The 18845-nt window shown below is 32.8% G+C and carries 12 protein-coding genes and 1 pseudogene; 7 read left to right on the top strand and 6 right to left on the bottom strand.

The genetic code is table 11. From position 1 onward, the window contains the following. The first annotated feature begins 284 nt into the window (after positions 1 to 284). The gene (locus KQA_RS0205230) at positions 285 to 1508 is read left to right on the top strand and encodes a glycosyltransferase (RefSeq protein ID WP_010178825.1); all 1224 of its coding nucleotides are present in this window, start codon (positions 285 to 287) and stop codon (positions 1506 to 1508) included. Between the two features lie 7 nt (positions 1509 to 1515). Here the strand turns inward: KQA_RS0205230 and KQA_RS0205225 are convergent, their stop codons facing one another. From KQA_RS0205225 to KQA_RS0205205, 5 genes are all read right to left on the bottom strand, one after another. Next, entirely contained in the window at positions 1516 to 1941 is a 426-nt protein-coding gene (locus KQA_RS0205225; RefSeq protein WP_010178823.1) for a type II toxin-antitoxin system VapC family toxin, read from the bottom strand. Next, positions 1938 to 2183, bottom strand: coding sequence for a DUF6364 family protein (locus tag KQA_RS0205220; RefSeq protein ID WP_010178821.1), 246 nt, complete (start codon positions 2181 to 2183; stop codon positions 1938 to 1940). The genes KQA_RS0205225 and KQA_RS0205220 overlap by 4 nt, the downstream gene beginning before the upstream one ends. Before the next feature lie 68 nt (positions 2184 to 2251). Beyond that, positions 2252 to 3796 carry a cellulase family glycosylhydrolase gene (locus KQA_RS0205215; protein ID WP_010178819.1) on the bottom strand — a complete coding sequence of 515 codons (1545 nt, stop codon included), beginning with the start codon at positions 3794 to 3796 and terminating at the stop codon, positions 2252 to 2254. Continuing rightward, positions 3793 to 4917 carry a hypothetical protein gene (locus tag KQA_RS0205210; protein ID WP_010178818.1) on the bottom strand — a complete coding sequence of 375 codons (1125 nt, stop codon included), beginning with the start codon at positions 4915 to 4917 and terminating at the stop codon, positions 3793 to 3795. The genes KQA_RS0205215 and KQA_RS0205210 overlap by 4 nt, the downstream gene beginning before the upstream one ends. Before the next feature lie 112 nt (positions 4918 to 5029). Next, positions 5030 to 8119 (bottom strand): membrane protein, encoded by a 3090-nt coding sequence (locus KQA_RS0205205; RefSeq protein WP_010178816.1) that lies wholly within the window; start codon positions 8117 to 8119, stop codon positions 5030 to 5032. A gap of 154 nt (positions 8120 to 8273) precedes the next feature. On the opposite strand from KQA_RS0205205, the gene KQA_RS0205200 reads away from it, so the two are divergent. From KQA_RS0205200 to KQA_RS0205180, 5 genes are all read left to right on the top strand, one after another. Next, complete coding sequence (locus KQA_RS0205200) at positions 8274 to 9095, top strand: dolichyl-phosphate beta-glucosyltransferase (RefSeq protein ID WP_010178814.1); 822 nt, start codon at positions 8274 to 8276, stop codon at positions 9093 to 9095. Between the two features lie 136 nt (positions 9096 to 9231). Beyond that, the gene (gene recR, locus KQA_RS0205195; protein WP_010178812.1) at positions 9232 to 9849 is read left to right on the top strand and encodes a recombination mediator RecR; all 618 of its coding nucleotides are present in this window, start codon (positions 9232 to 9234) and stop codon (positions 9847 to 9849) included. Positions 9850 to 9853: 4 nt separating this feature from the next. After that, entirely contained in the window at positions 9854 to 10993 is a 1140-nt protein-coding gene (locus KQA_RS0205190) for a glycosyltransferase family 2 protein (protein ID WP_010178810.1), read from the top strand. Between the two features lie 134 nt (positions 10994 to 11127). Next, positions 11128 to 12486 carry a dihydrolipoamide acetyltransferase family protein gene (locus KQA_RS0205185; RefSeq protein WP_010178808.1) on the top strand — a complete coding sequence of 453 codons (1359 nt, stop codon included), beginning with the start codon at positions 11128 to 11130 and terminating at the stop codon, positions 12484 to 12486. Between the two features lie 804 nt (positions 12487 to 13290). Beyond that, complete coding sequence (locus KQA_RS0205180) at positions 13291 to 16524, top strand: gliding motility-associated C-terminal domain-containing protein (RefSeq protein WP_010178806.1); 3234 nt, start codon at positions 13291 to 13293, stop codon at positions 16522 to 16524. 69 nt (positions 16525 to 16593) lie between these two features. On the opposite strand, the gene KQA_RS0205175 is transcribed toward KQA_RS0205180, so the two are convergent. Continuing rightward, a complete protein-coding gene (locus KQA_RS0205175; protein ID WP_010178804.1) occupies positions 16594 to 18213 on the bottom strand; it encodes an ABC transporter substrate-binding protein in 1620 nt (539 codons plus the stop codon). A 96-nt stretch (positions 18214 to 18309) separates the two neighbouring features. On the opposite strand from KQA_RS0205175, the pseudogene KQA_RS20685 reads away from it, so the two are divergent. Continuing rightward, positions 18310 to 18845 (top strand): annotated as a pseudogene (locus KQA_RS20685) (tRNA (N(6)-L-threonylcarbamoyladenosine(37)-C(2))-methylthiotransferase MtaB); the annotation flags it as partial.

The following is an 18845-nucleotide window of genomic DNA, read 5'->3' as shown; positions in this document are numbered from 1 at the left end:
AAAAGATAATCAGCTAAAATTATTTTAATGCCTCGTGGGCTTGCCCCGAGGATTATTTACTGGTACCGCCAAAAGGGATAATATTCCTAAGCTTACCTAGAAATTTAAATTCAGTTTCATTTATTAGGTATCTCGGGCTTACTTCGAGGTAGTTTACTTTTTTGATTTTTTGAATATCGATACACAAAAACCACTCACCGATAGCAATTTGTAACTCGCCGAAAATGAGCCTGTAAAGCGCGTATGTAGAAGCATCTTTATACTATAACTTAAAGACTTATAGTATGAAACTTGCCATTGTAACTGCCTATCCGCCTAGTAAAGTGACCTTAAATGAATATGCTTATTATTTAGTAAAGCACTTTAGAAAACACCAAGATGTTAGTGAATTGATTTTACTTATCGATGTACCATCCGAAGAAGCGGATATTCATTTTGAAGAAGAAGCTAGTAAAATCAGTGTAAGACATTGTTGGAATTTTAATAGTTATACCAATTTGTTTACGGTAATGAAAGCAATTAATGAAGTAAAGCCAGATGCTGTATTGTTTAATTTACAATTCATGAAGTTTGGCGATAAAAAAATACCAGCAGCTTTAGGCTTGTTATTACCCGGAATTTGTAAGCTAAAAGGAATACCTACCATTACATTGTTACATAATATTTTAGAGCAAGTAGATTTAAAAAGTGCCGGATTTACATCTAATAAAATAATGCAGAAAGTCTATAATTTTATAGGAACCACATTAACACGCTTTATTTTAGCATCGGATACAGTAGCGGTAACTATTAGTAAATATGTTGAGGTGCTAAATGAAAAGTATATGGCAAAAAACGTAAAGTTAATTCCGCATGGCACATTTGAAATCCCTGAAACACCAAATTACAATATACCCGAGGGATCTTTAAAAGTAATGACTTTTGGGAAATTTGGGACTTATAAAAAAGTGGAAATTTTAATAGAAGCTATCGAAAAAATAAGAGCAACAACAAATAGAGCTATTGAAATTGTAGTGGCTGGAACAGACAACCCTAATGTGCCTGGGTATTTAAAATCTGTACAAGAAACCTATAAAAATGTACCACAATTAACATTTACAGGTTATGTGGCAGAGGAAGATGTGGCAGGCTTATTTGAAGAAAGCGCCGTAGTAGTTTTTCCATATACCTCAACTACCGGAAGCTCGGGTGTATTACACCAAGCAGGAAGTTATGGAAAAGCCGTGGTAATGCCCGATTTAGGTGATCTTAGTATTTTAGTAAAAGAAGAAGGCTACCGAGGCGAATTTTTTACTCCCGAAAGTGTTGACAGTTTAGCTACAGCCATTCAAAGTATTTTGGAAAATGATGCTTATCGTATTTCTTTAGGAAAAGCAAATTACAACGCAGCTACCGCATTGCCCATGTCTAAAATTGTAGACATGTATATGGATGAATTTAATGAAATTATAGATCGTAAAGTTAGTGGCGTGTTTGATGTAGCTTGGAGAAAAGAGTTGGTAGGGTGATTAATAATTATTCAATAATGGGATTGCTGGCAAGATACTCTTTAGCAGTTAATACAGGTAATTTGGAATTTTTGAAATCCTTTTTATTTCTGGTAATAATAATATCAACTTGGTTTTCAATGGCTGAGTAATATTGCAATCCATCTTCAAAATCAGGAAAGTTATCATCATTTAAAGCGAGTTCAGTAACTTTATCATCTAAACTTAAAGTTTCAACAAGTACTTTAAATTTCCTTAATATAGTTCTGGATTCTTTTTTTGATTTTAACTGAGTTAAAATGTAATTAGTATTAGCAAAACTCAGCGAAGAAACTGTTAGCCTTAATAAATTTTTATCGGCCATAGAAAATAAAGCAGCAGCTTCAGGATAAAATGCTTCTCTTTTGGCCAATAGATCAATAATAATATTAGTGTCAATTAATAATCGAATCATTTGTATTTCTCCATTAAAAAATTACCATAATCATCAGTTGTATTTTCGGCATTGTTTAAATCGATTACACCGCTTAAACTTTCGACTAGTGGGGTAATTTCTTCCGAATGCTCTTTTCTTTTATTTAGTGAAGCTAAATAGGATTCAATAAGTTTAGATAGACTTGTTTTATTGGATTTTGCATATTTTTTAGCTTGTTCAATAACCGATTTATCTAGACTTAAGGTGAGTTTAGTATCCATAATAAATTTGTTTACGTATAAAAATACAAAATTTACACGTAAAATATGGCGTTATTATCAAAATAAAATCATTCCTCAAAAAACTGAAATGCTTTTTTGGGATTACCATTTTCATCAATAAAACCAAAATGTTTTTGTTTGTGTTTCCGCCAAGGAAGTTTACCAACTACTGAAGTTGGAATTTGAGTAAAATCATATAAAGTCCAGGGCAAATAGTGTACATTTTGCTGATCTAACATTTCTTTGAATGTAGTGTAATATTCAGCTTGTGTTTTTTCGGAAGGACCAAAAGGACTCCATAGCCCTTTGTTTGATGACAAACCAAATTCTTGTAAGACTAAGGGTTTTGAGGTTTTAGACTGTAAATCTGCGTATTTTTTTTCAAACCTGCTTATTTCTTCATAATAATGAAAGGAAACAATATCTACATTTTCCTGTAATAAATGGGCTACTTGGGTATTGGACCAGCCTATAGTTACCAAATGATTAGGATCATATGTTTTAATTTGTGTTGCCATTTCTTTTAACCAAGCCAACACATTGGTTTTATTACGCGTTTTAAAATCCAAGTCAGGTTCATTTTTAATATCCCACGCCAGTACAGCTTTATGGTTTTTAAATCGACTTACTAATTGTTCTGCATGCCTATGAGTAAGAGTCCAATCAAGCACATCATAGTTTCCATAAAAGTCAAAAAGTGTAACAATTACTTTTAGGTCTTTTACCCGAGCTAGATTTAATATTTGCTCTAGTTTGTTTAGTTTTTCAGGGATCACTTCGGCTTTGCCAAAATCGGCATACCCCACAAATATTCGAATTGTGTTTAAATGGACTTTTTTAATGATATCAAAATCTTTAGCAATAATAGAGGTATTAAAATCCTTCCCAAACATATCCCATGGAGTGGCTTGTGGGTAGTAGTTGATGCCTTTGATTTGAAAAGGCCTATTTTCAAAAAATACTTGCCCGTTTTTAACGGAACTAAATGGAGTAGGTTTTGTAGTTTCAACTAAGGGTTCATTAGATTGTTTTACTATATGACGAATTTTCCAAAAACCATCTTCCAACAATAAAACTACTTTATAACTAGAAACAACTTCAGTTTCTAACAATAGACTGTCTTGTTTGAATAGGCGTTGATATTGTCGACTGTTTTTATCAGTAAGTACCGCCAATTGACCGTCGAGACTATAAAAATCTAAGGATAAATTATGGTTTAAAGTGGTGGCTTCAATACTGATATTTTTTTCTTTCTGATCCGATATGTGGTTTACTATATTTTTACGAGCATGCTGAGTGTAATGATCATCAATTCCATAAAGGTCATTGTTCTTATAAGCTATATTTTTTACATACCAAGCCTTTAGGTAATCCGATTGTATACTGGCTAGGCTTTGTTTTTCTATAGGTCTACCAGGATTGTTAGTGTTTTCCCAAATTACTTTGGGTAAATATACTTTGGCATCTGGTGATGTAACATGAAGTATCGAAGAGCGATCTGCTCCCGTATTCAAATAAGAAAATAGTTGACCAATCCCAAACAGAATAAGCACATTGACACCAATAAATAAGCTAAGTAGCAAAGTACGATATGTATTTTTACGATGCTTCATAATTTAATATTGGAATGAATTGATGTAAGCCCTAAGGCTTCTATAATAAAAGAATAGGTGCCAGGAGGATAAAAGCCCTTTTCTAAATCAAAAGAAACCATTCCATTAGCGGTAGTTTTTAGTTTTGTTTCTAAAATTTGTTCATTTTTGGTTATTGTTAGTTTTACAATAGCCCCATCGGGAATCAATTGTTCCATAAAACTTTGTAAAGGGCCAATGCTAATTCTTCTATTAGCATTGCTAAAATGTACAGGTAGTTTTTCGGTTACGGCTTTGTAATTAATAGTGATGGTATTACTTGTGGCCATCCCATTTATGTGTGCACTAACGTTCCAGATTTCTTCATGATCGGGATGAAGCATGAAAGCTGTTGCCACTCCATTAATACTCATACCTTGTGTTTTTAATAAGCTGTTGTTTTGGTTTTTAATTGTAAAATCTACTAAAGTACCATCGCTAATCGTATTTCCATAAGTGTCTTTAATTACCGAAGTGGTAAAAGTGGTGATTTGATTTCCATCGGCATAAGTGTGTTTACGATGGTAATCAATGGTGAAATTTGTAGGTTGAGAAGGAAAAACTTCGACAGCAAATTCTTTTGAACTCACAGCATTCACTGTGGATGAAACCAAAATACGACCAGATTTTTTATCCGAATGTATCGTTTTCCAAGCCATTAAATCATTGGTTTTAATGGAAGCTTCTTTTTGATCATCTAAGAATTGATGTTTAATACTTACAGGAGTATTATTTGCAATGGGGTTATCATAGCTATCGGTGGGTACAACAACCAGCATCGTATAATCATGCGTTCCTGCAGAAATACTTGGGGGTCCAATGTAGGATTCTAAGCTTGTTTTATTTTTGGTATTTGCAATAATATTAATACTTCCATTATACAAGGAGGTTCCTTTTGAAATCAATTTAAAATCAAGAATTCCTTTTTTAGTACTTGTGTTTTCTGGAAGTGTAAATAAGGCATCGGCTAAATCATAATTTGGGGTAACAATTGTGGTTCCGTAGGCACTATGGCATACTAAACTTACAGTTGTAGGGGTACTCAACTCAAATGCTAAAGTGATGTGTTCACCAGCTTCAAAAACACTTTGTGAGGTAGTCAATTTGGCCGTTATTGCCTGTTGCGCGAATGCATACGAATAGCAACTTATGTATAGTAAGCATAAGCATTTAAAAAGCTTGTTATGAGTGTTTTTTGACTTCAATTATTCGTGTTTAATTTGGTGCTCCTACATAATTATTTAACGCTATTTTTAGGTATGAAAAACCTTTTCCTTTTACAGGAATTAAATCCTGTTTTTGACTTTTATACTTTGTGCCTATATCTATTTTTTCAGTCAAGGCTTTATTGGGTAATCCATTTACAAAGGTGTTTTCGGTAGTGTTTTTAAGTACGTTTAATCCAGTAATATTGGGTGTTTTAAATGAAAAAAACTGTTTGCGTTGTTGTCGAATTCCTTCGGGTAAAAAATGATGCGTTACCCAAATTAATTGTTTGCTTTCATTGTAATAGGATACCAATAGCTGAGGTATGGTCACTTCCTGCAAGCCGGCATTAAACAATATTCCATTAATACTGTGATCGGTTATAGTTACATCTTGGAGTACGACACTTTTATAAAGGTCAACATTGGTTACATTTCCGGCACACTGTAAATCAAAATTAACAGGCGTTTCAGTTATTAAAGCCGGTGTAAATTCGTTTGGATTAAAAGTTTTAGGACCTTTGTCTGTGTTTTTATTCCAAGCAATTCCTTCAAAATTTATGCGAAAGCTTGTGACTTCTTTGGGCAGTAGTTTGTGTTTCATTTGATGCATTACATTATAAGAGGCTAATTTGTTATTGGAGTGGTTGTATAAGGAAGCATTAACAACAACATCGGCTGGAACATCATCTACATTCTGTAACTGACCAATAATACTATATTGATTATTGAATTGAATAAGTTTGGAAGAAAGTACTTCCAATACAGGCTGTTTTAAAACATCTTCGTGGTGGGTTTGTTCGGAGGTAATTCGGCGTCGTCCGTGATTGTAAAATTTAGTGGTGTTTACTGAAAATAATTGATCTGGTGGTAAGTCTAAATCATAGTCTGATGGCGTAATAAACCATTTGTTATTTAGCTTATATAATTCATGGTGGTATTCCTTTTCAATACGTTCCAAAGGAGTAATCCAAAAAGTGTTCACGGATACTTTAACCATGCTATCGTTTTGTGAAATAAGCTTGGTTTTTATAGCATCAAGTTTGGCATAAGAGCTCAAAAGACCATCATTTACGGCAATTTCAAGCATATATTGGTCTTTGGTTTTATGGCTTTTAGGATTTAAATAGGAATAAGCACGTTCAAATTCTTTAAAATCTAAGGCATCATAATATGCAGCAATCACATTTTGAGGACTAATTTGTGTGGCGTTTGCTAAGTGAAATTTATAGCTTCCTAAACCTAAAAAAAATATGCAGAGCATAATCCAACCCAAAGAAAAAGAAATAATCTGTGGATTAAATTTTATGTACGAAATAGAATAGTTGAGATAGTTAGCTTTAGGCAAAGGGTTTATTTTAAGCACTCGATTCCAAAGGCGTTTAAAATGTAATAGAAAAACAATAATTAGCGTACTTACGGGAACAATGCCCCAAAGTAATTTTTGAAAAAGCGGAATATCATCCTTGGGTAAAATACTAGCTAATGGTTTGATATTTAGTTTTTCCCAAACCATAATGCCATTTTCTAACTGGCGTAAACGTTGCCAACCACAAAAATAAAGGATGGGATCATAAAATTTATCATTGGAAAACACATACTTTAAATGATACTTTTCGGGTACGCTAAGGAATTGCTGTAAGGACCCTAGGCCTTCGATTCCTCTAAATTTTGAATTTTCTAAGCGCTCCACAGCTCTGGTTGTTAATTCGGGCAATCTGCGAGCGGAGTGGTAATTCCCATCCACAGTCATGGCATTAGTTTGCGCTGATAGCCATGCCATTTGATCGCCAAAACCTAAGGGTAAAAATCGCCAATGATCATGCTGATCTTGATTTAAAAAATTAAGAATAGGAAGTATGTCAATTTTTTGCGGTTGCGAAGGTTTAAAATAGCTAAGGTTGACCGAAAAAATAAACAGTCCTATAATACCACTAACCAAAAAGCCACCCAATAAACGATGGAACACACTTCCAAATTTGCGTTGTAAAGCTTCTTTTAAATCTCCTTCAATAAAACGAAAAAGGAATTCGCCAAATAAAGGCAATGCCATAATGGAAGCCCAAAGGGTAAATCGATCAAGGGTAAGGATATTAAATGCATTTTCACCTAGCATTAATTTAGGAATGGGTGTAGTGCCTCCAGTACCTAAAAGTGTTAGGAAACTAAAGGATAAGCCGAAAAATAAGTAGCGTTTGCTATAAAATCGATAAAATAAATAAGGTAAAACAATTAGCAATATACCCCAAGGAATAATAAAAAAGACCAATCCAGATGAGGTGACCTCTATAAAATTATCTCGTGATCCATGTGGGATAGGTACCTGAGTAATGGGGTTGTTTTTGGTATTTATCCAATAGGGAAGTATACAGCATATAATTAATGCTAAAGCACTTATTCCAAAAAGCAGTATGGCTTTAAAGCGCTTAAAAAAAGTGTTTAAAAATAAACTAAAGCTAACTTCTTTATAAGAATTCACGTTTTTTCGGCAAATGTCCATAAGAGCCATTCCCAGTAAGGGGAAAATGAAAAATACCATTCCAAAAATAGGAGTCACATGATGCGACGTAATAGTAACAGCAAGTAAACTAAGAGCAGCTAACAGGTGTTTGTATTGCTTAGTTGTAATCCATAAATAAATTTCGGGCAGACAATGCATAAGTACCGAAATGCCAATAATACTAGGTAGTTGCCCAAAAACATGTAAAGTTTCGACAAATGAAGAAGAAAAAACGGCTGCAATTGCAGCGTAACCCGCCACTTTTCTGTCCCCTGTAAATAGTAATGAAAACCGATAAACGCCCGTAATAAATAAAAGTATGGCAATAAAGGCGACAGTAAATAAGCCAAATTTTAAACCTCCAATTAAGGAAAACAGCGCAATACTTTGATGTACCAGAGGCGGATAGCCTGTTACGGTAAAACCAGTATACCATTTATAGTTCCAGGGTTCAAACCAATGACTGGCATAATGCTCGGCAAAGCATAAATGTATAAGTGCATCATAAGTGGTTTCCAGGGTGAAAAATAAACTGACCCCATGTAAGGTGATCCCTAATATTAGGGCACTAATTAAATATTTATTGGTTTTAATTGGCATCTAAAATAAATATACAACAAAGGCTTTGTTTTGTGGTAACTGTTTGACTTTTAATTAAAACCATTCGACTATAGCAAACTTCTACTCATCGAAATATCCCTATTTAGACAGGTGTTCAAAGGTACATTTGGGTATAATTAAAACCCAAACTATTATGAAAACTGGAATAATCATACCTTGTTATAATGAAGAAAATAGATTAGATGTTACTGCATTTAAAAACTTTATCAGTACTAACAATGCTTATCATTTATGTTTTGTAAATGACGGAAGTAAGGACAATACGATTGATGTGTTAAAAGATATTCAAAAAACGAATCCAAATAAAGTAAGTATTGTTGATGTAAAAGTAAATGCTGGTAAAGCTGCAGCAGTAAGAGCAGGGGCTAAATATTTTTATGCCAAAAGTACTGTTAAATATATCGGGTTTATGGACGCGGATCTTTCTACAGATTTTAAAGATTTTGAAAATTTAGTAAACACCTTAAGTACTAGTAATTCATTAAGTTTTGTATTTGGATCACGTGCTAAAAATGCTTCCGAGGGAATAAAAAAAGATGGAGTAAGGGCGATAATTTCAAAAATGATAAATATTTTAATTGTATTTATTTTAGGCTTGTCAATTGCTGATACGCAATGTGGTGCCAAAGTATTTGAAACAAACTTGGTACCGTTACTTTTTGGAAGAAAATTTAAAACAAAATGGTTATTTGATGTTGAAATGTTTATTCGAATAAAAAGATATTTTGGAAAGCAAAAAACACTAAATATGATTTTGGAACAACCTTTACACAGGTGGGTACATATGGATGATTCTAAACTTGGAGTAAAAGATAGTGTTGAAATTCCATTTCGATTGTTATCTATATGGTTTAATTATACGCTTGCCGATTCATTATTTGAGTCAACTACAGAAAATTATTTAGAACCTCAAATGCGTATTATTGATGTGCCAGAAAATTTAATGGCAGCTTAAACCCGAATTACATGATTCGGGTTAAAAGGAACAAATTTTACTTTTTGAAAAGTTGTGGTTTACAAAGGAGAATTAATTTGTGTATTAGAATAAATAGTATTCTAATAAAGCATTTCTCCTCCTTATATTTGTACTAATGGAATTTTCTTCGAAATTATTGGAAAGGGCTGTGGCCGAAATGTCACAATTACCTGGAATTGGTCAGCGTACGGCATTACGATTGGTGATGCATTTATTGCGTCAGCCCGAAAGTCAGACGGAACATTTAGCATCAGCGTTACATCAAATGCGTTCAAAAATAAAGCACTGTAAAGAGTGTTACAATATAAGCGATGTGGAGTTATGTGAAATTTGTGCAAGTCATCATCGAAATAGAAAAATAGTTTGTGTCGTTGAAGATGTTCGAGATGTAATGGCCATTGAAAATACCAGTCAATTTAGAGGTTTGTATCATGTATTGGGAGGTAAAATAAGTCCTATGGATGGTATTGGTCCACATGATTTAAAAATTACACAATTAGTAAAAAGAGTGGCTCAAGGAGAAATTGAAGAATTAATTTTTGCATTAAGTGCCTCCATGGAAGGCGATACCACTAATTTTTATATCTATAAACAGCTTAAGGAATCTAAGATTCAAATGTCAACCATTGCACGTGGTATAGGTGTAAATGATGAAATTGAATTTGCTGATGAAATTACCTTGGGTAGAAGTATTATGAATCGTATTCCATTAGAAAATTCGTTGAAACTTTAAGCTTATGCAATTATCTGTTATTGTATTAAATTACAATGTGCGTTATTTTTTAGAATTGTGTTTGCAAAGTGTGGTGCAGGCTACTAATGGCCTTTCGGCAGAAATTATTGTGGTTGATAATAACTCGCCCGATGATAGCTGTGCTATGGTTAAAAAGCAATTTCCAAACATAAAATTAATTGAAAATAAAGAGAATGTTGGTTTTGCAAAGGCTAACAATCAAGCTGTACTAGAGGCAAAAGGAACGTATGTGTGTATATTAAATCCTGATACCGTAGTAACGGAACATACGTTTAGCTCAGTATTAAGAAAAGCAGTCCAACTTCCTAATTTAGGGATGTTAGGAGTGCAACTTATTGATGGGAAAGGACGTTTTTTACCAGAAAGTAAACGAAACCTGCCTACTCCAAAGGTCTCATTTTTAAAAATTATGGGAGCTCGTTTTTCGCACTTGGCCCCCTATTATGTAGATGCTCTTTTGCCAGATAAAGAAGGAGAAATAGCTATTTTAGTGGGAGCATTTATGTTATGTAAAAAAATAGTATATCAAAAAGTCGGTGGTTTTGATGAAGACTATTTTATGTATGGCGAGGACATTGATTTATCATACAAAGTTCAACAAGCAGGATATAAAAATTATTATTTAGGAAGCGAGTCTGTAGTACATTTCAAAGGAGAAAGTACGTTAAAGGATTCAGTATATAGGAAACGCTTTTTTGGAGCAATGAAACTGTTTTATAAAAAACATTTTAAATCATCGGGAATCACTAATTTATTTATTTACACCGGAATTAAATTTTCGGCATTGTTGCAAACCGCAAAAAAACAAGAGGCTTCTATAAGTTTTAGGAGTAGTTTGCTATTGAGTACTAATGATGTATTATTACAACAACTTCGAAAAGAAAAAACAGAAATAATAGCTGTTGTAAAAAAGGAAGCATTACAAGTCTATGCAGATAAAAATATACCTATTTGTTGTTTTTTGGATATGGGAATGTTGAATTACCATGAGGCTATTCAGTTGATAAAAAAATATCAAAGCACATTACTATATTTTCGTTTTATACCTAAAAATTCAAAATTTGCTGTTGGCAGTGATACCAGTTCTGGTCGTGGTCAAGTAATAGGGTTTAGGTATTGCTAATAAGATGCTTAGAAATTTTATAATAAGGTTTTAAGAAATAATTGGGTTAAAACAAGTATAAATCTTTAATAGAGGAGCTTAAAACATAGTTAGATTCATTAAATTCGCGGAAGTATACTATAACACTAAATTATATGGCAAAGTACGAATTGAAACTACCAAAAATGGGAGAAAGTGTTGCTGAAGCATCAGTAACAACTTGGTTAAAAGAAGTTGGAGACACCATTGAGGCTGATGATATTGTGCTAGAGATTGCTACAGATAAAGTAGATACCGAAGTGCCTTGCGAAATTGAAGGTGTACTTAGAGAAAAACTTTTTGAGGTTGGTGAGTTAGTTAAGGTGGGGCAAACTATTGCTATTATTGACACGGATGGGGTGGCAGAAGAGACTTCTCCAGAAATGGAAATCGCTGTAACAGAGGCAAAAGAAAGTGCAGTAGCCATTGAAGAACAAATAGAGCAAGTAGTAGCTACTAATCAAATTAGCACTCCTGTAACAAATGCTTCAGGCAGATTCTATTCTCCCTTAGTGCGTAATATAGCTAATGAAGAAGGCTTGTCCGATACTGAATTGGATAGTATTCAGGGAACAGGTGTAGGTGAGCGCGTTACTAAAAATGATATATTAGAATTTATTTCTTTGAGAAAATCTGATGTTGGTGGTATAACTAAAACTTTAGCTGTTGATAAGTCACCACTTAAAGTGGTTGAAACTAATGAGGGACATACGTTACAAAAAATAGCAACTAATAAGGTGACTAGTCCTGTAAATGTAGTTTCGGGTCAGGATGAAGTTATTGAAATGTCGCGAATGGGAAAAATAATTTCTCAGCATATGACCAAATCATTAGAAACATCAGCCCACGTACAATCATTCATTGAAGCCGATGTAACTAATGTGTGGAAGTGGAGGGCTAAAGTGAAAGATGAGTTTATGGCCCGTGAAGGAGAGAAAATGACATTTACTCCGATTTTCATGGAAGTTATTGCTCAAGCTTTGAAAGAGTTTCCAATGATGAATATCGCTGTTGATGGTGATAAAATTGTAAAGAAGAAAAATATAAATATTGGTATGGCAGCAGCTTTACCTGATGGAAACTTAATTGTACCTGTTATAAAAAATGCCGATCAATTGAATATGGTAGGCATGGCTAAGACAGTAAATGATTTAGCTAATAGAGCACGAAAAAATCAATTAAATCCAGATGATATCCAGGGAGGCACCTACACAGTAACTAATATTGGTAGTTTTGGTACTGTAATGGGAACTCCAATTATAAATCAACCTCAGGTTGGTATTTTGGCATTAGGAGCTATTAGAAAAGTTCCTGCAGTTATAGAAACTCCAGATGGAGATTTTATTGGTATTCGTCAACGTATGTTTTTATCACATTCTTATGATCACCGTGTGGTTAATGGAGCACTTGGAGGGCAGTTTGTTCAACGGGTAAAACAGCTATTGGAAGATTGGGATGTTGATCGCTTGGTGTAAAAATAAGCTACTTACAAAATAATAAAAAAGTAAGATGTATTAAGTTAACTTGGGTTCGAAACGAGATATAAATATGTCTATTAAAATTCTGTTGGAATTTTGTGTGTAGCATCACCTTTCACGTAATAAAATAGCCCTTTTCGATACAATTTTAGGTCAAAATCACTTGAATTGACAATTTGTGGGCTTCAATAAAATAATTTTAAAAGTATTTTTTCCTTATGGCATGAACTGTCCTAATATATCATGCTTCCATTGATATACGATTTACGGATGAGAATTTCGTGTACATAGGTTAATTTATTCATTGCTAGTTTAAGTGGAAAATTAAAGCAAAGTCCTTACTCGCTATAATTTCATTTCTTATATACATGAAACCTCTATAAAGTTGTAGCGGATTCAATTAACTATAAAAAATAAAACGGAATATTGTTTTTTTTTGTTTAAATCGTTAATGTGTATTTAATATTGGTTTAAATGTTTTGTTATTTTTAATCATTTAAACTGTTCTAATTTTCTTTTTATAAGTTCATTTAGCTTTAATTTTTCTAAATATTTAACTTTTTTTTGGCCTATATATCACTAATAAAGCTTAATATTGGTTTTTTAAAATATAGATAAAATGCATAAAAATAAGTTAAAGTGTGGTTTTTGAATGAAATTTAACAGTATTATTTTATTTAAAGTATTGTTATTTAGTACTTTACGTTAAAATTACATTTTTTTAGTTTTTTAAATAAAAATTAAATTAAAAGTAGCTTAAGCATTTTTTCATTTTAGTAAAAATAAAGTCCCTCAAAAACTATGAAAAAAAAATACTATAATTATTTTTTTAGTAGGAAAAATACTTCTTTTTTTGTTTTGTTTCTATTGTTAATGAGTGTTGAAATATTCGCACAATTTGATACGGAATATTATTTACCTCCTTTATGGTCAACAAATAATTTGTCAACAAATACACCTACTAAGTTAATTGTTAGTACCACTTTTTTAGAGAGTGAGGTAACCATCCAAAATGCTAATGGTTTAGTTTTTGGGAGTGCTTTTATTGTACGTAATAATCAGCCTTTAATAATTGATTTGTCAGTTGTTTTAGGGAATACAAATGTTTTTAATACTGTCGAAAATAGTAAAGGTTTGTTAATAAAATCTACGAATCCTATTCAAGCTGTTCATGTTAATGATTCTCCTCATAATAAAACATATACGGTTTTAAAAGGGAAAAGTGCTTTAGGAAAAGAATTTTATGCTGCTTCACAAGTGAAAGTGTTGGCGGAACAGTATCGGAAAGATGAAACCCATTTTATATCTGTCATGGCGACAGAGGATAATACCCAAGTTACAATTCAAATGCCAGTAGGGAAAGAACTGGAAGGAATAGGGAATTCCATTACTGTAAATCTAGATGCTAATGAAAGTTATCTAGTAAAAAATGAAGAAGGCACCAATATAATTAATAATATTACTGGAGCTCATATTACAGCAACAAAGGATATTGCTGTGCTTTCAGGAGGGCAGCATATTCGTCAAAATAAAGGGATTGGTGGAGCTGCAGAAGGTGGAGTGGACCAGTTGGTTCCGGTTAAAGTTTTGGGGACAGAATATATATTAAATAGAGGAGGGACTGCTCTAGATTATGCTATTGTTGTGGCAACAGAACCGAATACCAAGGTTTATTTGGATGGCGGTAAGCAAGCTATTGATATCTCTAAGTCAGGAGATTTTGTAGCACTTGATTATTCAGAAGAAACCAGACAACAAGGACTCAAGCACTTGGGGACTCCTTATTATATTGACTCGAATAAGCCTATTTATGTATATCATGTATCTGGTTTGTTTTCGGATGAAGTAGGCATGGCTTTAATTCCAACTGTGGGTTGTACTGGGAGTAAAAAAATTAACTTTTTGAAATTTAAGTCTGGTAACAATATAGCTAGTATAATAATAGAGGATGAAGGTGTTTCTGATTTTTTGTTTAACGGAAAATTATTGAAAGATTTAAATATAATTCCCAAAAAAGTTCCGGGGAAAGAAGGCTGGTCAATAGTGTCTATTCCAAATGAATTAATTAAAGAATCAAATGTGGCGTTTTCTCCCTATTCATTTTTTTATTTAGGTTTACTGGTAGCTTCTCCAGGTTCTGGTACTTATGGAATGCTATCGGGTTTTGATAAAAAAATAACGGCAATTGATCCCAATGAAAAATTACCAATTGAAACTTTTGAAGTAACACCTCAATGTGATTTAAGAGCGCGTAGTATTGTTATTCCATTAGAATTAGAATTCTCATGTGGAGTAGCAGAAATAACAGTTATTGAAACAGAAAAAGAAGAAAGTAGTGTCACTTTTAAAAAATTAGATGCGAATAATTTTGAATTAAATTATAATGCAGGAATTTCATCTTTTGTTACAGATACGGTAATGGTGAGTTTTGAATCAAAAAACAATGGAGTATTTCAAGCCTCTGGTCAAGTTGAGGTTAAAATAATTATACCCCCTAATGCAAATAAAGATGGGGATAAATTACCAGATTGTATTGATCCAGATGATGATAATGATGGAATTCCAGATATCACAGAATATTTACCATATAATGTAGCTCCATTTGGAGACGAAGATGGTGATGGAGTTCAAAACTTTCAGGATGTTTTTGATGATGGAGATTTAGGAGATGCGTCTCTAACAGTATATACTGATGCAAATTTGGATGACGTACCTGATATTTATGATTTTGATAATGATGGGTTTCCGAATCATATTGATTTAGATTCAGATGGTGATGGTATTCCAGATAATGTGGAATTTCAATGGAGTAATACATATATTTTACCCAGTAATAGGGATAGTGATTTTGATGGTATTGATGATAGTTATTCTAAGGAAACAAAAATTGCAAATACTACAAAAAGTACATTTCCAGATTTTTTAAATACAGATTCGGATAATGATGGTTTTAGTGATTTGTCGGAAGCTTTTTTTATTGATGGAATAAATCAATCTTCAATTTTTATTGGGGATGCTGATCATGATGGTTTGGATGATTTTTTTGATGCCGAAATTGGTAGTTTCAAAAGCCCCAATGGAGCACAAGTTGTTTTAAATCCAATAAATGATTTAAAAAACTCAGATGATACAGATGAGCCTAATTTTAGAGATTTAGATGATGATAATGATCAATTAAAAACTACTGAAGAAGTTATTTTAAAAACAGATCCCTTTAACCCCGATACCGATAATGATGGTTTAAGTGATGGGGAAGAAGTGACAGGTGTTGATCACTTAAGTACCTTTTTTATAGCACTAGTAAAGAGTAACCCTATTGATGTTTGTGATCCACTTAAATTAGCATCTAGCTGTGATCAAGATGGAGATGGGAACATAAATAAAACAGATCCGAATCCTGAAATCCCTGTAGCAGAGAACGATTTTATAGAAATTAGAGAAGGAAGTACCGTTGAAGCGTTCAATGTATTGGAAAATGATGATTTTTTACCAGGTAAAAGTGTGAATGTATACCATACAGGAAAAGGAACTGCTAAAGGAGCGATATTATTTAAATCAAATCAAGGAGTGTTAAACTACATTCCTTTTCAAGGAGAAGTAGGTGTTGTTACTATTGTTTATGAAGTTTGTAATCAAGCTAATGATTTAAAAGTTTGTGCTAAGGCAACAATAGAAATTAATATTAAAGAAGAAAAAGACTTAGTTGTCTATAATGCTGTATCTCCTAATGGGGATGGTCGTAATGACTACTTTATTATAGAAGGAATAACAAGTTTAGAAGATTTTCCATCAAATGATGTAATGATATTTAACAGTATTGGTGAGGTAGTGTATAAGGAAGCAAATTATAAAGGAGACTTACCTCAAAACTCATTATCTGATTATGATAAGTCTTTTAAGGGGCTGGCTAAAAATAGTCTTACTTATGCTAATAATGAAGAATTGCCTAGGGGTACTTATTTTTACGAAATTAATTATACGGTAGCGAATGGTAATTCAAAAGTTAAAACTGGTTACTTGTATATGCATCGTTAATGTTTACTTGACAGTTGACAGTTGGGTTGTAGGATTGTTGTAAATAAGGTTGTCATATGCTTAAAATAGTTATTTTCTAATTGTTTTTTTAGCTGTTTTAAGAAAGAGGAAATTTTGAGGATTTTTAGGGATACCAGAAACATTATTTTGAGTAAATCGAACAAATTCGTCATAATACAATGGAATAATGGGAGCTTCGGCAATTAAAATTGAATCCATTTTTTGATACAGTAGTTTGCGTTCTTCCAAATCAGGGATCATAAAACTTTGTTCGTAAAGCCTGTCAAAAGTTTTATTTTTGAAATGAGTGTAATTAGGTCCATTTGGAGTAAAGTTTTTACTGTAATATGGGAGCATAAAATTTTCTGCATCGGGATAATCGGCTATCCAACTTGCTCTAAAAAGTTCAAGTTTGCCTGAATGCTTTTGTTTTCTTAAGGTTGGAGCTGGCATTACATCGACCTGTACATCGATACCAATTTTTTGTAATTCTCGTTGAATAAATTCACATAGACTTACATAGTCAGAAACAGTGGCTAGCCTTATACTAGGTTGAGAATCTTTGGTTTCTTGTACATATTTTTTTAAGTATTTTTTGGCTAATTTTTGATCAAAATAAAAACCTTTTTCACCATTATAGCCTTCAATTCCCATTGGAATAAAACCTCCAAGGGCAGGTGTTCCTATACCATTTCGTAGGTAGGTAATCATTGCTTTTCGATCAAAACCATGATTGATTGCTTTGCGTAAATTGATATTTTGTACTGGAGTTTGTGTATTTCCTAAATAAAAACCAACATAAACAGAATTTAAAAAAGGACTTTTATCTAAAATTATTCGGTCACTATAGTTGGGTTGTAGTTTTCCAGTTTGTGTTAATAGGTCATCTTTAAAGGAGCTATCAATGTCATTCATTAGGTCTAAATTGCCTTGAATAAACTGTAGAAATTCACTTTGCTTGTCTGGTAAAAATGTAATAGCGACAGCTTCTAAATAAGGGAGTTGAATTCCATTTTTGTCTTTTTCAAAGTAAATGGGGTTTTTTCTATACACAAGTTTGGTGTTTTCTTCCCATGCTTTAAATTGAAAGGGACCAGTACCAATGGGATTTCGCCTAAATTCATTTCCGTAAAAAGAAACAATTTCTTTAGGTATTACCGAACAATAACGCATACTTAACAATCCTAAATAGGCAGGGAAAGCTTGAGTTAAGTTAATTTGAAAAATAGTATCGTTGATGGCTTTGTAGTTTGCTACTTTATCCAATACCCAACTACCCGGTGAGGCTACTTTTGGATCTTTTAATCGATCAAAACTATAGGTAAAATCACTAGCAACTACAGTTCTGGTACTGTCTTTTGTATTGAATTGTGCATGTTTATGAAAATAAACATCATTACGTAATATAAAAGTATAGGTTTTTAAATCTTCGGATATAGACCAACTTTTAGCAATATCGGGTATAATTTTTAATTTTTCATCTAATTGTACCAAGCTATTGTATAATTGATTTGTTCCCCATATGTTTTCTTTATTTCTAGCAAAAGCGGGATCTAAGGTGGTAATATTAGCAGCTTCATTATAACGAAAAACTAAGTGGTCACGATTTTTAGTAGACGGGTTTACACAATTGATACATAATAGTATACAAGGAAATAAAAGAAGCAGACGGAACAGCGTAGTTTTCAATTTTTTAAAAGGATTATTGTTGGTATCTTTGCAGTCCCGAAAAAGGTGGCAGCACTGCTAGTAAACAGTAAAGATAACAGATAGGACTAAATATTTATGGCTCAGCCCAAAAAAGTAGCATTTTATACTTTAGGATGCAAACTAAATTTTTCCGAAACATCAACCATTGCTCGTAATATATCGAGTGAAGGATTTGAACGAGTGGATTTTTCTGATCCAGCAGATTTGTATGTGATAAATACATGTTCGGTGACAGAGAATGCGGATAAGCGTTTTAAAACGATTGTAAAGCAAGCTTTAAAAGCTAATGAAGATGCTTTTGTAGCAGCTGTAGGATGTTATGCGCAATTAAAGCCAGAAGAATTAGCTGCTGTAGATGGGGTAGATTTGGTGCTGGGAGCTACAGAAAAATTCAATATTGTAAATTATATTGATGATTTAACTAAAACAAATGAAGGTACCATACATTCTTGTGAAATTGAAGATGCCGATTTTTATGTAGGATCTTATTCTATAGGTGATCGTACACGTGCTTTTTTAAAAGTTCAGGATGGATGTGATTACAAATGTACCTATTGTACGATTCCTTTAGCTCGTGGTATTTCGCGTAGTGATACCTTGGAAAATGTGTT

The sequence above is a fragment of the Aquimarina agarilytica ZC1 genome (genome assembly GCF_000255455.1).
Taxonomy (GTDB): domain Bacteria; phylum Bacteroidota; class Bacteroidia; order Flavobacteriales; family Flavobacteriaceae; genus Aquimarina; species Aquimarina agarilytica.
This window is presented reverse-complemented; position numbering and strand designations above follow the sequence as displayed.

What these genes read in the sequence shown, in the direction of transcription:
- recR (WP_010178812.1), top strand. Translation starts at nt 9,232, where the DNA reads ATGGAATTTTCTTCGAAATTATTGGAAAGGGCTGTGGCCGAAATGTCA.
- KQA_RS0205205 (WP_010178816.1), bottom strand. Translation starts at nt 8,119, where the DNA reads ATGCCAATTAAAACCAATAAATATTTAATTAGTGCCCTAATATTAGGG.
- KQA_RS0205225 (WP_010178823.1), bottom strand. Translation starts at nt 1,941, where the DNA reads ATGATTCGATTATTAATTGACACTAATATTATTATTGATCTATTGGCC.
- KQA_RS0205230 (WP_010178825.1), top strand. Translation starts at nt 285, where the DNA reads ATGAAACTTGCCATTGTAACTGCCTATCCGCCTAGTAAAGTGACCTTA.
- KQA_RS0205190 (WP_010178810.1), top strand. Translation starts at nt 9,854, where the DNA reads ATGCAATTATCTGTTATTGTATTAAATTACAATGTGCGTTATTTTTTA.
- KQA_RS0205185 (WP_010178808.1), top strand. Translation starts at nt 11,128, where the DNA reads ATGGCAAAGTACGAATTGAAACTACCAAAAATGGGAGAAAGTGTTGCT.
- KQA_RS0205200 (WP_010178814.1), top strand. Translation starts at nt 8,274, where the DNA reads ATGAAAACTGGAATAATCATACCTTGTTATAATGAAGAAAATAGATTA.
- KQA_RS0205215 (WP_010178819.1), bottom strand. Translation starts at nt 3,796, where the DNA reads ATGAAGCATCGTAAAAATACATATCGTACTTTGCTACTTAGCTTATTT.
- KQA_RS0205220 (WP_010178821.1), bottom strand. Translation starts at nt 2,183, where the DNA reads ATGGATACTAAACTCACCTTAAGTCTAGATAAATCGGTTATTGAACAA.
- KQA_RS0205180 (WP_010178806.1), top strand. Translation starts at nt 13,291, where the DNA reads ATGAAAAAAAAATACTATAATTATTTTTTTAGTAGGAAAAATACTTCT.